Below are 12,872 nucleotides of genomic sequence, written 5' to 3'. Positions count from 1 at the left end.
GGGGCCTTTCCTTTGCGCGCATGGCGGATTCCGTGACCGGGTGCGCGCCGCGGGCACGCCGCGACCAAGGCGGGATTAATGCGCGCGCGGTGGCGGTCGCTATCCACCCAGGACCCCGCGTCCCAACCCACCCAACGGAATCCCCCATGACCAAGAACAAACTCGCCGCCCTGGCCCTCGCCCTGCCGGCCGCGCTGCTCGCGCCCGCCGCCATCGCCGCCCCGTTCGAGGACGTCAGCGTCGGCGCCGGCGTGTCCACCCTCGGCTACGGCGTGGACGTCAACGCCAGCCTCAGCAAGCGCTTCTCCGCCACCGTCGGCTACAGCACCTTCCAGTTCGACGGCGACGAGACCACCGACGAGGTGCGCTACGACGGCGAGCTGAAGTCCGACAACGCCCGCGTGCTGCTGAACTGGCATCCGTTCGCCGGTGGCCTGCAGCTTTCGGTCGGCGCCGTGGTCGGCGACATCAAGGCCGCGGTGACCGGCACTCCGCGCGCCGGCGGCGTCTACGAGTTCAACGGCACCGAGTACTCGGCCGAGGACGTGGGCAGCCTGCAGGGCCGCGTCGAGCTGAAGGACAAGGTCGCCCCGTACGCCGGCATCGGCTACCGCTCGCGCGGCGGCTCGGGGCTGGGCTTCTACTCCGAGCTGGGCGTGGTCGCGGCCAAGACCTCGGTCGAGCTGGTCGCCACCGGCCTGGCCGGCGACTCCCAGTTCGCCGCCGACCTGGAAGCCGAGCGCCGCGACCTGGAGGACAGCGTCGACCTGAGCCTGTACCCGGTGCTGGGCGCCGGCCTGGTGTACCGCTCCTGATCCTGCGGATTCCCTGATCCGCCGTCCCGCGCCGTTGCGCGGGCCTGGCAAGGCCGCCGCTCTTCGCGGCGGCCTTCTTTTTTTGCGTTCCGTGACCGCATCCACGCCGCGGACGCGCGGGTTGCGGATGAAACTGTGGCAGCGCACAAGACCGCGTGCTATCAATACGGCCCATGACCGCAACCCGTGCCAGCTTTTACTTTTGGTACTACTTTCCGAAGCCGCTGGCGGAGGAAGGATTGCGCTCACCCTGAAGAAAGCTTCAGACGCATTCCCGAAAGCCGCCAGCGAACCTGGCGGCTTTTTTCATGCCGCCACGCTGGGCAGGCCCCCCACCAAGAGATGGAAACGCCATGGCCCCGCATACCGACGACCTCCGCATCCGCAGCCTCGAACCGCTGACTCCCCCGGCCGAGCTGCTGGCCCAGATTCCCTGCGACGAGCAGGCCTCGCAGACGGTGGCCGATGCGCGCCGCGCGCTGTCGGCGATCCTGCACGGCCGCGACGACCGCCTGGCGGTGGTGATCGGCCCGTGCTCGATCCACGACCCGCACGCGGCGATGGAATATGCCCGGCGCCTGCGCCCGCTGCGCGACAGCCTCGGCGACGCGCTGGAGATCGTGATGCGCGTGTACTTCGAGAAACCGCGCACCACCGTCGGCTGGAAGGGCCTGATCAACGACCCGGACCTGGACGGCAGCTTCCGCATCAACAAGGGCCTGCGCATCGCCCGCGGCCTGCTGCGCGACATCAACCACCTGGGCCTGCCGGCCGGTTGCGAGTACCTGGACACGATCTCGCCGCAGTACATCGCCGACCTGGTGGCCTGGGGCGCGATCGGCGCGCGCACCACCGAGAGCCAGATCCACCGCGAGATGGCCTCTGGCCTGTCCTGCCCGGTGGGCTTCAAGAACGGCACCGACGGCAACGTGCGCATCGCCGCCGACGCGGTGATGGCGGCGGCGCATCCGCACCATTTCCTGGCCGTGACCAAGGACGGGCGCTCGGCCATCGCCGCCACCGCCGGCAATCCGGACTGCCACGTGATCCTGCGCGGCGGCAAGGCGCCCAACTACGACGCCGCCAGCGTGCAGGCCGCCAGCGAGGTGCTGGAACGCTCGGGCCTGGCGCCGCGGATCATGATCGATGCCAGCCACGCCAACTCCGGCAAGAACCCGGAGCGCCAGCCCGCGGTGGTGGAGGACATCGCCGCGCAGCTGGAGGGCGGCGAGCGCCGGATCATCGGGGTGATGGTGGAAAGCCACCTGGTCGGCGGGCGCCAGGACCCGGTGGCCGGGCGTGCCCTGGCCTACGGGCAGAGCATCACCGACGGCTGCCTTGACTGGGAGGCCTCGGCCGCGGTGCTGGAGCGGCTGGCGCAGGCCGTGCGCCGACGCCGCGCGCTGCCGGCCGCGCACCAGGCCGCCTGAATCCGCCCCCCGGACGCCCCGGCCGCGCACCGCGCCCGGGGCGTTTTTGCGCAGTCCGTTCAGGCTGATGGCCCCCGCAGGTGCCCGCGGCGGCACCGGAAAGGTGCCCGCGGGTCCTGCCCGGGATCCATGTCGGTTCATGTGATACCGGTATCACTTCGGGGAATATCCGTATTCAGCAAAAATGCCCGGAAATCCACGTTGATGAACCGGCGGGCGCTGTTTTGCAGTGCAGCGTGCAAAGCCTTCGGGCGCTCTTCACGATGGCCCCGCATCCCGACGTGGGGGAGGGAGCAGGCCCGCTGGCAGTACGCTGCAAGCGGGCTTTTTTTATGCCTGCCCGGCCCGGGCGCGCGCCGGGCGCATGCCACAATCCGGGCGATGAGCACGCCCACGCCTCCCGTCCCCGCCGCGGATGAACTCCGCAGGCTCCACGCCGAACGCGCCCTTTCCACCCTGCGTGCCGCCTCGGCCGAGCATGCCGCGCTGCTGCAGGACCCCGGGCTGTGCGACCGCGTCGCGCGGGTGGCCCTGGGCAGCGACTTCGCGATCGAGACCCTGCGCCGGCAGCCGGCGCTGCTGGCGCACCTGGCCGCGGACGATCCGGCGCCGCTGCCGCCGCCGGTGCTGGACCCGCTGCAGCCGCACGACTGGCCCGGCCAGCTGCGCCGCTTCCGCGCCGCCGCCTCCACCCGCCTGGTATGGCGCGACGTGCTGGGCCTGGACGACGTCGACGCCACCCTGGCTGGCAGCACGCGGCTGGCCGAGCAATGCCTGGCGCTGGCCCTGGAGGCGCTGGAGCAGGAGTTCGCACAGCGCCATGGCGTGGTCCGCGATCCGGCCGGGCGGCCGCAGCGGCTGGTGGTGTTCGGCCTGGGCAAGCTCGGCGGCGGCGAGCTGAACTTCTCCTCCGACATCGACCTGGTCTACGCCTACGCCCACGAGGGCGAATCCGACGGCCGCCGCGCGCTGGAAGCCGAGGAATACTTCGCGCGCCTGGGCCAGCGCCTGGCCAAGCTGCTGGACGAGGTCACCGCCGACGGCTTCTGCCACCGCGTCGACCTGCGCCTGCGTCCGTTCGGCAATGCCGGCCGGGTGGCGTGGTCGTTCGCGGCGATGGACCAGTACTTCCAGCGCGAGGGCCGCGACTGGGAGCGCTATGCCTGGCTCAAGGCGCGCACCGTGGCCGGCGACATCGCCGCCGGCGAGGCCTGGCTGGAGACCCTGCGCCCGTTCGTCTACCGCCGCTACCTCGATTTCACCGCGCTGGACGGCCTGCGCGCGATGAAGGCCGCGATCGTGGCCGAAATGCAGCGCCGCGACATGGCCGACGACCTCAAGCGCGGGCGCGGTGGCATCCGCGAGATCGAGTTCCTGGTGCAGTCGCTGCAGCTGATCCGCGGCGGGCGCGAACCGGCGCTGCGCGGCCGCTGCCTGCTGCCGGCGCTGCAGGCGCTGGTGGAGGGCGGGCAGATCGCCGCGCAGGACGGCGCCGCGCTGGCCGCTGCCTACCGCTTCCTGCGCCGGCTGGAGAACCGGGTGCAGATGCTGGGCGATGCCCAGGTCCACTCGGTGCCGGAGGATCCGGAAACGCGCGAGCGCATCGCCCTGGCCCTGGGCCACGCAGGCTGGGAGGCGCTGGCGGCGGAACTGGCCGCCTGCCGCGCCCGGGTGTCGGCCGAGTTCGACGCGCTGCTGGTGCCGCGCCGGCGCGAATCCGCGCCGGACGCACTGCAGGATTACTGGCGCGCGCTGCCGCAGGCCGGCGAGGCCGGAGTGCTGGCCGATGCCGGTTTTGGCGATCCCGCCGGCGCCGACGCGGCACTGCGTGACTTCGCCCGCGGCAACGGCGTGCGCGCGCTGTCGGACGCGGCGCGCGCGCGCCTGGACCGGGTGGTGCCGGCGCTGCTGGGTGCGGCCGCGCGCTCGGCGCAGCCGGATGCGGCGCTCAAGCGCCTGCTGGGCCTGCTGCAGTCGATCCTGCGCCGCGCCAGCTACCTGGCCCTGCTGGACGAGCAGCCCAGCGCGCTGGCGCGGCTGGTCGACGTGCTGGCGCGCAGCGCGCTGCTGGCCGACCGCATCGCCGCCTATCCGCTGCTGCTGGACGAGCTGCTGGACATCCGCGTGGCCGGGCCGATCCCGGACGCGGCGGAAATGCACCGCGCCTGCGCCGCGGCGGTGGCCAGCGGCGACGGCGACCCGGAGGCGGCGTTGCGCGCGCTCAACGAGGTGCGCCTGGCGCTGAGCTTCCGCATCGCCCTGGCCGCGCTGGACCGGCGCCAGCCGGCCACGGACAGCGTGCGCGAGCTGGCCTGGCTGGCCGACGCGGTGGTGGCCCAGGTGCTGGCCATGGCCGAGGGCGAGGTGGTCGCTGCGCACGGCCGCATTCCCGGCGGGCGCTTCGCCGTGGTCGGTTACGGCAGCCTCGGTGGCTGCGAGCTTGGCTTCGGTTCGGACCTGGACCTGGTGTTCCTCTACGACGCCGACCCGGAGGCCCTGTCCGACGGCGCGCGGCCGCTGGAGGCCGGGCGCTGGTACGCGCGCCTGGCGCAGAAGGTGGTGGGCCTGCTGGGCGCGGTCACCAGCGCCGGGCGCCTGTACGAGACCGACATGCGCCTGCGCCCGGACGGCGGCAAGAGCCTGCTGGTGTCCTCGCTGTCCAGCTATTCGGAATACCAGCTGCACCGCGCCTGGACCTGGGAGCACCAGGCCCTGGTGCGCGCGCGCATGGTCGCCGGCGATGCCTCGATGGGGGCGGACTTCGAGCGCATCCGCCGCCAGACCCTGGCGCGGCCGCGCGATCCGGCGGCGCTGGCCGCCGACGTGGCCGGCATGCGCCGGCGCATGCGCGCCGAGCTGGACCGCAGCGACGCGGCGCGCTTCGACCTCAAGCAGGGCGCCGGCGGCCTGGTCGACCTGGAGTTCCTGGTGCAGTACCTGGTGCTGCGCGAGGCCGCGACCTGCCCGCCGCTGCTGGAGCCGCGCGACACGCCGCGGCTGCTGGCCGCGCTGGGCGCGGCCGGCCGGCTGGCGGAGGCCACCGTGCAGGCGCTGCTGGCGGCGCATGCGGCGCTGGTGGAGGCGGGCCTGGGCTGCACCCTGGACCGGCGCCCGCGGCTGGTTCCCGACGACGGCGCGCTGGATCCGCAGCGGGCGCAGGTGGCCGCTGCGATCGCCGCGCACGGACTGGTGTTCGACCCGGCGCCGGACGCCTCCTAGGGCGCGTCCTCCAGTCCCAGCCGCCGGCGCACCTCGGCGGCGACCCGCGCGGTCTCGCGCAGCGGCTGCACCGGGAACGGTTCCAGCCCGCCGGCAAGCGCGCGCACCCGGCCCAGATCCTGCAGTGCGCGCAGGAAGGCCGCCAGGCGCCCGCGTGCCAGCTGCGGTTCGAGCACGTACACCGGCGCGTCGGTGGCACAGGCCTCGGAGAGCATGTTCACCGAGTCCGGGGTGCAGACGATGCGGTCGGCGCAGGCCAGCAGGCCCGGATAGGGGTTGGCGCCGCCGCCGTCCCAGGCCATGCCCGGCACGCCCTGCATCGCCGCGTGCAGCGGCGCGGAGGCGGCCGCCGGGGTGCGCCGCGAGACCGTGGCCAGCAGGCTGCCACCCTCCGCACGCACCTGCGCGCGCAGCGCCGCCAGCGCCTGCGCCAGCGAATCCAGCGACCAAGGCGCATGCCGGGTCGGGCCGCCCAGCAGCAGCGCGGTGCGCGGACGCGGCAGCGCGCACAGCGCGCGGAACTGCTGCCGCGCCCGTTCCAGCCAGGCGTCGTCGACCGGGTTGAGGCTGCCCAGCAGGGTGATGACGTTGGTGCCGCGCAGGCGGTCATGCTCCGGCACCACCACCAGGTCCCAGTGGCGGCTGTCGATGCGCGGATCGAGGATCTGCACCGCACGCGCGCCGCGCTCGCGCGCCAGGCGCCCGGCCAGCGCACCCTGGCGGCCGCAGCCGATCGCCAGCGCCGGGGCCGGACCCGCCAGGGCCACCGCCAGCCCGGGACCAAACGCGTGCCGCGCCCCGGGCAAGCGCCGCGGCGCCAGCCAGCGCCAGGGCGCGCGCGGCGCCAGTTCCGGCAGGCGCGGCGAGTCCAGGCCGAGGGCGCCGGCCAGGGCCTCGGCCTGGCGCACGTTGCCGGCGTTGCCATCGGTCAGCAGCCAGGCCGTGGTGGACGCGTTCCGTTCCATGCGCGACATCAATTCGTTCCGGGCCGGATTTGGTAAACCGCTGCTGCAACACTCTACACTGCGGCCCACCCGTGGCCTCGTGCCGCAACCGGACCCTTTAGCCAGAACCATGAGCCAACCGTTGAACGAAGCCGCCCTCGACCAGCTGTTCCGCAGCGCCCGCACCTACAACGCCTTCACCGGCGAAGTAAGCGACGACACCCTGCGCCGGCTCTACGACCTGCTGAAGCTGGGCCCGACCGGAGCCAATACCACGCCGGCGCGCTTCGTGTTCGTGAAATCGGCCGAGGCCAAGGCCAAGCTCGCCCCGGCGCTGTCCGAGGGCAACCATGCCAAGACCATGTCCGCGCCGGTGACGGTGATCGTCGGCCGCGACCTGGATTTCCACGAGAAGCTGCCCTACCTGTTCCCGCACGCCGACGCCAAGGCCTGGTTCGACGGCCCGCGCGAGGGCCGCGACAAGCCCTCGCTGCTGAACATGTCGCTGCAGGCCGGCTACCTGATCCTGGCCGCGCGCGCGCTGGGCCTGGACGCCGGCCCGATGACCGGCTTCGACCCGGCCAAGGTCGACGAGGCGTTCTTCGCCGGCACCAACATCCGCTCGGAAATCCTGGTCAACCTCGGCTACGGTGACCCGGCCAGCCTGTTCCCGCGTTCCCCGCGACTGTCCTTCGACGAAGCCGCGCGCATCGTCTGAGGCGTCGCCCCCGCAGTCGTCACGGCAAACCACAAGGAGTTCCACCATGCGCAAGATCCTGCTCGCCGTCGCCCTGGCCGCCTTCGCCGGTGCCGCCTCCGCCGCCCCGGTGACCTACAACCTCGATCCGACCCACACCAACGTGCTGGCGCAGTGGAGCCACTTCGGCTTCTCGCATCCGTTCGCCAACTTCGGCGACGTCCAGGGCACCCTGGTGTACGACGCCGACAACGTGTCCGCCTCCAGCGTGGAGGTGACCTTGCCGCTGTCCGGCCTGGAGGCCTTCAGCAGCAAGTTCAACGAGCACCTGCGCAGCGCCGACTTCTTCGACGCCGAGAAGTACCCGACCGCGAAGTTCAGGAGCACCAAGGTCGAGCCCGCCGGCGAGGGCAAGCTCAAGGTCACCGGCGAGCTGACCATCAAGGACATCACCCGCCCGGTGGTGCTGGACGTGACCTTCAACAAGGCCGCCGACCATCCGATGCTCAAGGCCCCGGCGATCGGCTTCGACGCCACCGCCACCATCCTGCGCAGCGAGTTCGGCGTGGGCGCCTACGTGCCCAACGTCGGCGACGAGGTGACCCTGCGCATCACCACCGAGGCCCACGCCAAGGCCAAGTGAGGCCCGCCGGTGCCGGCCCCGCGCGGGCCGGCACCGCCGCGACCCGGGCCGCGGTGGCCCGCGCGCTGGTAGAATCCACGCGCTTCCTGCCGATCCGAGCTACACGCCATGAACACCACCGCCGCCGCGCCCGCCAATGCCGAGAAGCGTTACACCGTGCACCGCGCGGACCTGCCGCTGAGCTGCCCGACGCCGGAAATGGCGCTGTGGAACTCGCACCCGCGCGTGTACCTGCCGATCCAGGACGAGCCGAACGGCGAGGCCAAGTGCCCGTACTGCTCGGCCGTCTACCAGCTGGTCGACTGACGCCCGCCGCATCCCGGCCGCGCCGCCGATGCGCCGCCTGACCGTGGTCCAGCTGCTGCCGGCGCTGGAATCCGGCGGCGTCGAACGTTCCACCCTCGAGATCGCCGCGGCCCTGGCCGCCGGCGGCCACCGCGCCATCGTCGTCTCCGCCGGCGGCCGCCTGGTGCCGCAGCTGCGCGCCGGCGGGGCAGAGCACGTCGAACTGGCCATCGGCCGCAAGTCGCCGGCCGTGCTGCGCCATGTCCCGGCCCTGCGCCGGTTGTTCCTGGACCAGGGCGTGGACATCGTCCACGCGCGCTCGCGCCTGCCGGCCTGGCTGGGACGGATGGCCCTGGCCGGGCTGCCGGCCGCGCGCCGCCCGCACTGGGTCACCACCGTGCACGGACTCAATTCGCCCGGGCGCTACAGCGCGGTCATGGCCAGCGGCGAGCGCGTGGTCTGTGTCTCGCGCACGGTGCGCGACTACGTGCTGCGGCATTACCCGGACACCGATCCGGGCCGGCTGCGGGTGATCGAGCGCGGCATCGATCCGGCGCAGTTTCCGCCGCGGCCCTTGCCCGATCCCGCTGCCCGCGCCGCGGTGGCGGCGGAGCACCCGGCCCTGGCCGGGGCCGCCCCCTTGCTGCTGCTGCCCGGGCGCGGCACGCGCCTGAAGGGCCATGCCGACGCCCTGCGGCTGCTGGCCGCCCTGCGTGCCGGTGGCCAGCCGCAGGCACGGCTGTGGCTGCCGGGCGCGCGCGAACCCGGGCGCGAGGCCTATATCGCCGAACTGGAGGCCTTGGCCGCGCAGCTGGGCGTGGCCGATGCGGTGCTGTTCACTGCACCCACCGCGGCCATTGCCACCGCGTACGCGGCCAGCGACCTGGTGCTGCAGCTGTCGCGCAAGCCCGAGGCCTTCGGCCGTACCGTGGTGGAAGCGCTGGCGGTGGGCCGCCCGGTGCTGGGCTGGGCCCATGGCGGGGTGGGCGAACTGCTGCAGGCGCTGCAGCCGGCCGGCGCGGTGCCGCCGTTCGACAGCGATGCGCTGGCCGCGGCCGCAGCCCGGCTGTTGCGCGAGCCGCCCGCGCCGGTGGCCGTCCCCTTCACCCTGCAGGCCATGCAGCAGGCCACCCTGGACCTGTATGCGGAACTGGCCGGCTGAGCACGCTCCCGCGCCTGGCCGCGCGTTCGCCTGGACGCCGGCCTGGGTGCTGCTGGCGGTGGCGCTGTGGCCGCTACCGGGGCCGGCCGAGGCGGTGCTGTCGCTGGGGGCGCTGGCGGTGGCCGTGCAGCTGGCCTGGTGCGCGCTGCGGCGCCGGCCGTTGCCGCTGCAGCGCGGCGCGTTCGTGCTGGCGGGCCTGCTGTTCGGCGCCTACTGGCTGCCGGAGCTGCTGTCGGCCGCGGACGCGCTGGACCGGGCCCGGGCCTGGAAGGAAACCCTGGCCGACCTGCGCTACCTGCCGCTGCTGTGGGGCGTCGCCATTGCCGTGCGCGAACCGCGCGGGCGCGGGGTGGTGCTGGGTGGGCTGGCGCTGCTGGCGCTGGCCTGGAGCGTCGATGCGCTGCTGCAGGCGCTGGCCGGGGCCAGTCCGCTGTTCCTCGCCCTGGACGCGCTGAAGGCGCTGGCCGGCGGCGGGCCGCTGTGTCCGGTTGCCGAGGTGCAGGCCTGGGACCGGGTCAACGGCGTGTTTGGTGACTGCAATCCCAAGCTGGGCCTGGTGCTGGCCAGCCTGGCGCCATTCGTCCTCGCCCCGGCGGCGGCGCGCGGGCGGGCGTGGGGCTGGTGCCTGGCCGCGGCGGTGCTGGGCCTGGCCGTCGTCCTCGGCGGCGCGCGTGCGGCCTGGCTGACGTTGGCGCTGGTATTGCTGGCCACGGGCTGGCGGGTGCTGGGGCCGGCGCGGCTGGCCGGCTTCGGAGCTGCCGCGCTGCTGGCGCTGGTGGCGCTGTACCTGGCCTCGCCGCCGCTGCAGCAGCGGGTGGCGCGCACTGCGCTGGCGCTGCAGGCCGATGCCGGCGGGATCGACGGCGCCTTGTCCGGACGTGGGCGGATCTGGCGGGGCGCGCTATGCATGGCACGCGAGCATCCGCTGAACGGCGTGGGCGTGCGCGGCTTCCGCCGGGCCTGGGCAGGCTGCGATCCGGCGCCGGCGCAGGAGACCCTGTGGGGCGGCGGCGAGGCGCTGCACGCGCACCAGCTGGTGCTGGAACTGCTGAGCGAGACCGGCGTGCTGGGCCTGCTGGCCTGGCTGGGCGGGGCCTGGGCGGCGTGGCGCGGCTGGTGCCGCGCCGGGCCCGCGGCGCGCCGGCGCGCGGCCCCGGCATTGCTGGCGCTGGCGGCGACCGTGTTCCCGCTCAACACCCACCTGGCGTTCTATTCCACCTTCTGGGGCGGGGTGCTGATGCTGCTGGCCGGGCTCTACGCCGGGCTGCTGCATGCCCGCGGCGACGCGCCGGCGGCGCGCGCCTGAGCTCCGGGCCGGCCTCAGGCGGCCGGTGGCGGCGCGGGCAGGCCGCGGCCGCGCTCGTAGTAGTTGCTGCGGCCCTGCGGCTGGCGCTTGAAGCGGCGGTGGATCCACAGGTACTGCGCCGGCGCCTCGCGCACCATGGCCTCGATCGCGGCGTTGACCCGGGCGGTGTCGGCGACCGCGTCCTCGCTGGGGAAGTCCGCCAGCGGCGGGGCCACGCGCAGGATGTAGCGGCCGCCCTCGCGGCGGTGGAAGAACGGCGCCACCGCGCAGCCGGTGACCCGCGCCAGCTGGTGGGTGGCGGTGATGGTCGAGGCCGGCATGCCGAAGAACGGCGCGAACACCGAGTCCTTGCCGCGCATGTCCTGGTCCGGCGCGTACCACAGCATCCCGCCGCGCTTGAGGTGGCGCACCGCGCCGCGCAGGTCGCTGTTGGCGAACATCGCCACCGCATAGCGCAGGCGGCCGCGCTTGACCGCCCACTCCATCACCGGGTTGCGGTGGCGGCGGTACATGCCGGCCAGCGGCACCTGCCCGCACAGCAGCCGCCCGCACATCTCCAGGGTCATGAAGTGGCCGGAAACCAGCAGCACGCCGCGGCCCTGGGCCTGCAGTTCGCGCAGGTGCTCCAGACCCTCGATCCGGACGTCGCGCTCGATCGGCGCCAGCGAACCCCACCAGGCGCGCGCGAACTCGAACAGGCCAACGCCCAGCGCGTCGAAGCTGTCGCGCGCCAGGCGCGCGCGCCATTGCGGCGTCTGCTGCGGGAAGCACAGGGCGAGGTTGACCTCGGCGGCGCGGCGGCGCTCGCGGGCCAGGTGCCAGGCCAGCCAGCCCACCCCGCGGCCGATCGCGCGCTGCCACAGCCAGGGCAGGCGCGCGGCGGCGACCATGATCCCCAGGGCCAGCCACATCGGCCAGTTGCGCGGGGCGAAGGAAGGGCGGGGAGGGGGCGTGTCTGCGGCGCTCATGCGCAGATTCTAAGCCTTGGCCGGCAACCGGCCGTCGCCGGCTCGGCTATCCTGCGCCGATGCCGACTCCGTTTCCGCCCAAGGAACCGGGCGAACGCCTGGTGCGCTGGCTCTACTCGCTGGCGCTGTACCTGCTGTCGCCCTTCACCCTGTACCACCTGATCTCGCGCGGCTTCCGCGTGCGCGAGTACTTCCGCCGCTGGGACGAGCGCTACGGCGCCTACAGCACCGAGCAGGGCCGCCCGTGCGTGTGGCTGCACGCGGTGTCGGTGGGCGAGGTCAACGCCGCCGCGCCGCTGGTCAACGCCCTGCTGCGCCAGGGCAAGGGCACCCGCTGGGTGGTCACCACGATCACGCCCACCGGCTCGCAGCGGGTGCGCGCGCTGTGGGGCGGGCGGGTGGACCACGTGTACCTGCCCTACGACCTGCCCGGCAGCGTGGACCGCTTCCTGCAGCACTTCCGCCCGACCCTGGCACTGATCATGGAAACCGAGCTGTGGCCGAACATGCTGTTCGGCTGCCGCGACCACGGCATCCCGGTGTACGTGCTCAACGCGCGCCTGTCGGCCCGTTCCCTGCGCGGCTACCGCCTGCTGCGGCCGCTGCTGGGCCGCGCCCTGCGCACGGTGCGCTGCGTGGCCGCGCAGTCCGACGCCGATGCGCGCCGCTTCCAGGTGCTGGGCGCGCGTCCCGACCAGGTGCGGGTGCTGGGCAACCTCAAGTACGACGTGGAGGTGCCCGACGGCCTGGAGGCGTTGCGCGCGGCGTTCGAGGACGCGCTCGGCCGCAAGCGCCCGGTGTGGATCGCGGCCAGCACCCACGAGGGCGAGGAGGAGGACGTGCTGGCCCTGCACCGGCGCCTGCGTGCGCGCTGGCCGGACCTGCTGCTGCTGTGGGCGCCGCGCCACCCGGAGCGCTTCGGGCGGGTACGCGCCGCGGCCGAGGCGGCGGGCTGGCAGGTGGGCACGCGCAGCGCCGGCGGCTGGCCGGCGGCCGGGGACGACGTGTTCGTGGTCGATACCCTGGGCGAGCTGATGGCGTTCTACGCCTGCGCCGACGTGGCCTTCGTCGGCGGCAGCCTGCAGCCGGTCGGCGGGCACAACCTGCTGGAGCCGGCGGCGGTGGGCACGGCGGTGGTCACCGGCCCGCACCTGCACAATTTCGCCGAGATCTCGCGGCGCCTGGACGAGGCCGGGGCGCTGCGCGTGGGCCGCGACCTGCAGGAGGTCGGCGACGCGCTGGAGGCGCTGCTGGGCGACGCCCCGCTGCGCCAGGCCATGGTCGAGGCCGGCCGCGCCCTGGTCGACCAGGGCCGCGGGGCGCTGCGCAACACCCTGGAGCTGATCGCGCCGGACCTGCCGGCGCCGGATCCGGTCGAGGACTGAGCGGAAGCCGGAAACGAA

General features: G+C 73.9%; 11 protein-coding genes. 9 read left to right on the top strand and 2 right to left on the bottom strand.

Annotated elements, in window-relative coordinates:
- Positions 1 to 146: 146 nt before the first annotated feature.
- The 3 genes from EIM48_RS02970 (at position 147) to glnE (ending at position 5,464) form a co-directional block, all read left to right on the top strand.
- Entirely contained in the window at positions 147 to 815 is a 669-nt protein-coding gene (locus tag EIM48_RS02970; RefSeq protein WP_019399949.1) for a hypothetical protein, read from the top strand.
- A 353-nt stretch (positions 816 to 1,168) separates the two neighbouring features.
- Complete coding sequence (locus EIM48_RS02965; RefSeq protein ID WP_019399948.1) at positions 1,169 to 2,245, top strand: 3-deoxy-7-phosphoheptulonate synthase; 1,077 nt, start codon at positions 1,169 to 1,171, stop codon at positions 2,243 to 2,245.
- Between the two features lie 381 nt (positions 2,246 to 2,626).
- A complete protein-coding gene (glnE, locus tag EIM48_RS02960; protein WP_125111042.1) occupies positions 2,627 to 5,464 on the top strand; it encodes a bifunctional [glutamate--ammonia ligase]-adenylyl-L-tyrosine phosphorylase/[glutamate--ammonia-ligase] adenylyltransferase in 2,838 nt (945 codons plus the stop codon).
- Here the strand turns inward: glnE and EIM48_RS02955 are convergent.
- A complete protein-coding gene (locus tag EIM48_RS02955; protein ID WP_125111041.1) occupies positions 5,461 to 6,429 on the bottom strand; it encodes a mitochondrial fission ELM1 family protein in 969 nt (322 codons plus the stop codon). The two genes, glnE and EIM48_RS02955, sit on opposite strands and share 4 nt — an antisense overlap.
- 109 nt (positions 6,430 to 6,538) lie before the next feature.
- Between EIM48_RS02955 and EIM48_RS02950 the strand changes: the two genes are divergently transcribed.
- The 5 genes from EIM48_RS02950 (at position 6,539) to EIM48_RS02930 (ending at position 10,501) form a co-directional block, all read left to right on the top strand.
- Positions 6,539 to 7,126, top strand: coding sequence for a malonic semialdehyde reductase (locus EIM48_RS02950; protein WP_026010733.1), 588 nt, complete (start codon positions 6,539 to 6,541; stop codon positions 7,124 to 7,126).
- Positions 7,059 to 7,748, top strand: a complete 690-nt coding sequence (locus tag EIM48_RS02945) for a YceI family protein (protein WP_232207938.1) — start codon at positions 7,059 to 7,061, stop codon at positions 7,746 to 7,748. The genes EIM48_RS02950 and EIM48_RS02945 overlap by 68 nt, the downstream gene beginning before the upstream one ends.
- A 108-nt stretch (positions 7,749 to 7,856) precedes the next feature.
- A complete protein-coding gene (locus EIM48_RS02940; protein WP_019399647.1) occupies positions 7,857 to 8,054 on the top strand; it encodes a zinc-finger domain-containing protein in 198 nt (65 codons plus the stop codon).
- 28 nt (positions 8,055 to 8,082) lie between these two features.
- A complete protein-coding gene (locus EIM48_RS02935; RefSeq protein WP_028914550.1) occupies positions 8,083 to 9,195 on the top strand; it encodes a glycosyltransferase in 1,113 nt (370 codons plus the stop codon).
- Complete coding sequence (locus tag EIM48_RS02930; protein WP_028914551.1) at positions 9,176 to 10,501, top strand: O-antigen ligase family protein; 1,326 nt, start codon at positions 9,176 to 9,178, stop codon at positions 10,499 to 10,501. The genes EIM48_RS02935 and EIM48_RS02930 overlap by 20 nt, the downstream gene beginning before the upstream one ends.
- 14 nt (positions 10,502 to 10,515) lie before the next feature.
- Here EIM48_RS02930 and EIM48_RS02925 read toward each other — a convergent pair whose 3' ends face one another.
- Positions 10,516 to 11,469: an LpxL/LpxP family Kdo(2)-lipid IV(A) lauroyl/palmitoleoyl acyltransferase gene (locus tag EIM48_RS02925; RefSeq protein ID WP_125075855.1), complete on the bottom strand. Its 954-nt coding sequence runs from the start codon at positions 11,467 to 11,469 to the stop codon at positions 10,516 to 10,518.
- Positions 11,470 to 11,528: 59 nt separating this feature from the next.
- Here EIM48_RS02925 and waaA point away from each other — a divergent pair, with 59 nt between their 5' ends.
- Complete coding sequence (gene waaA, locus EIM48_RS02920) at positions 11,529 to 12,854, top strand: lipid IV(A) 3-deoxy-D-manno-octulosonic acid transferase (protein WP_028914553.1); 1,326 nt, start codon at positions 11,529 to 11,531, stop codon at positions 12,852 to 12,854.
- The last annotated feature ends 18 nt before the right edge of the window (positions 12,855 to 12,872 follow it).

The organism is Pseudoxanthomonas sp. SGNA-20, assembly GCF_003931635.1.
Lineage (GTDB): Bacteria > Pseudomonadota > Gammaproteobacteria > Xanthomonadales > Xanthomonadaceae > Pseudoxanthomonas.
The sequence above is the reverse complement of the archived record's forward strand: the minus strand, read 5'-3'. Positions and strand labels throughout refer to the sequence as shown.

Coding starts and splice junctions, on each gene's coding strand:
- EIM48_RS02955 (WP_125111041.1), bottom strand. CDS start 6,429: ATGGAACGGAACGCGTCCACCACGGCCTGGCTGCTGACCGATGGCAAC.
- EIM48_RS02935 (WP_028914550.1), top strand. CDS start 8,083: ATGCGCCGCCTGACCGTGGTCCAGCTGCTGCCGGCGCTGGAATCCGGC.
- EIM48_RS02930 (WP_028914551.1), top strand. CDS start 9,176: ATGCGGAACTGGCCGGCTGAGCACGCTCCCGCGCCTGGCCGCGCGTTC.
- EIM48_RS02950 (WP_026010733.1), top strand. CDS start 6,539: ATGAGCCAACCGTTGAACGAAGCCGCCCTCGACCAGCTGTTCCGCAGC.
- EIM48_RS02925 (WP_125075855.1), bottom strand. CDS start 11,469: ATGAGCGCCGCAGACACGCCCCCTCCCCGCCCTTCCTTCGCCCCGCGC.
- EIM48_RS02965 (WP_019399948.1), top strand. CDS start 1,169: ATGGCCCCGCATACCGACGACCTCCGCATCCGCAGCCTCGAACCGCTG.
- EIM48_RS02940 (WP_019399647.1), top strand. CDS start 7,857: ATGAACACCACCGCCGCCGCGCCCGCCAATGCCGAGAAGCGTTACACC.
- EIM48_RS02970 (WP_019399949.1), top strand. CDS start 147: ATGACCAAGAACAAACTCGCCGCCCTGGCCCTCGCCCTGCCGGCCGCG.
- waaA (WP_028914553.1), top strand. CDS start 11,529: ATGCCGACTCCGTTTCCGCCCAAGGAACCGGGCGAACGCCTGGTGCGC.
- glnE (WP_125111042.1), top strand. CDS start 2,627: ATGAGCACGCCCACGCCTCCCGTCCCCGCCGCGGATGAACTCCGCAGG.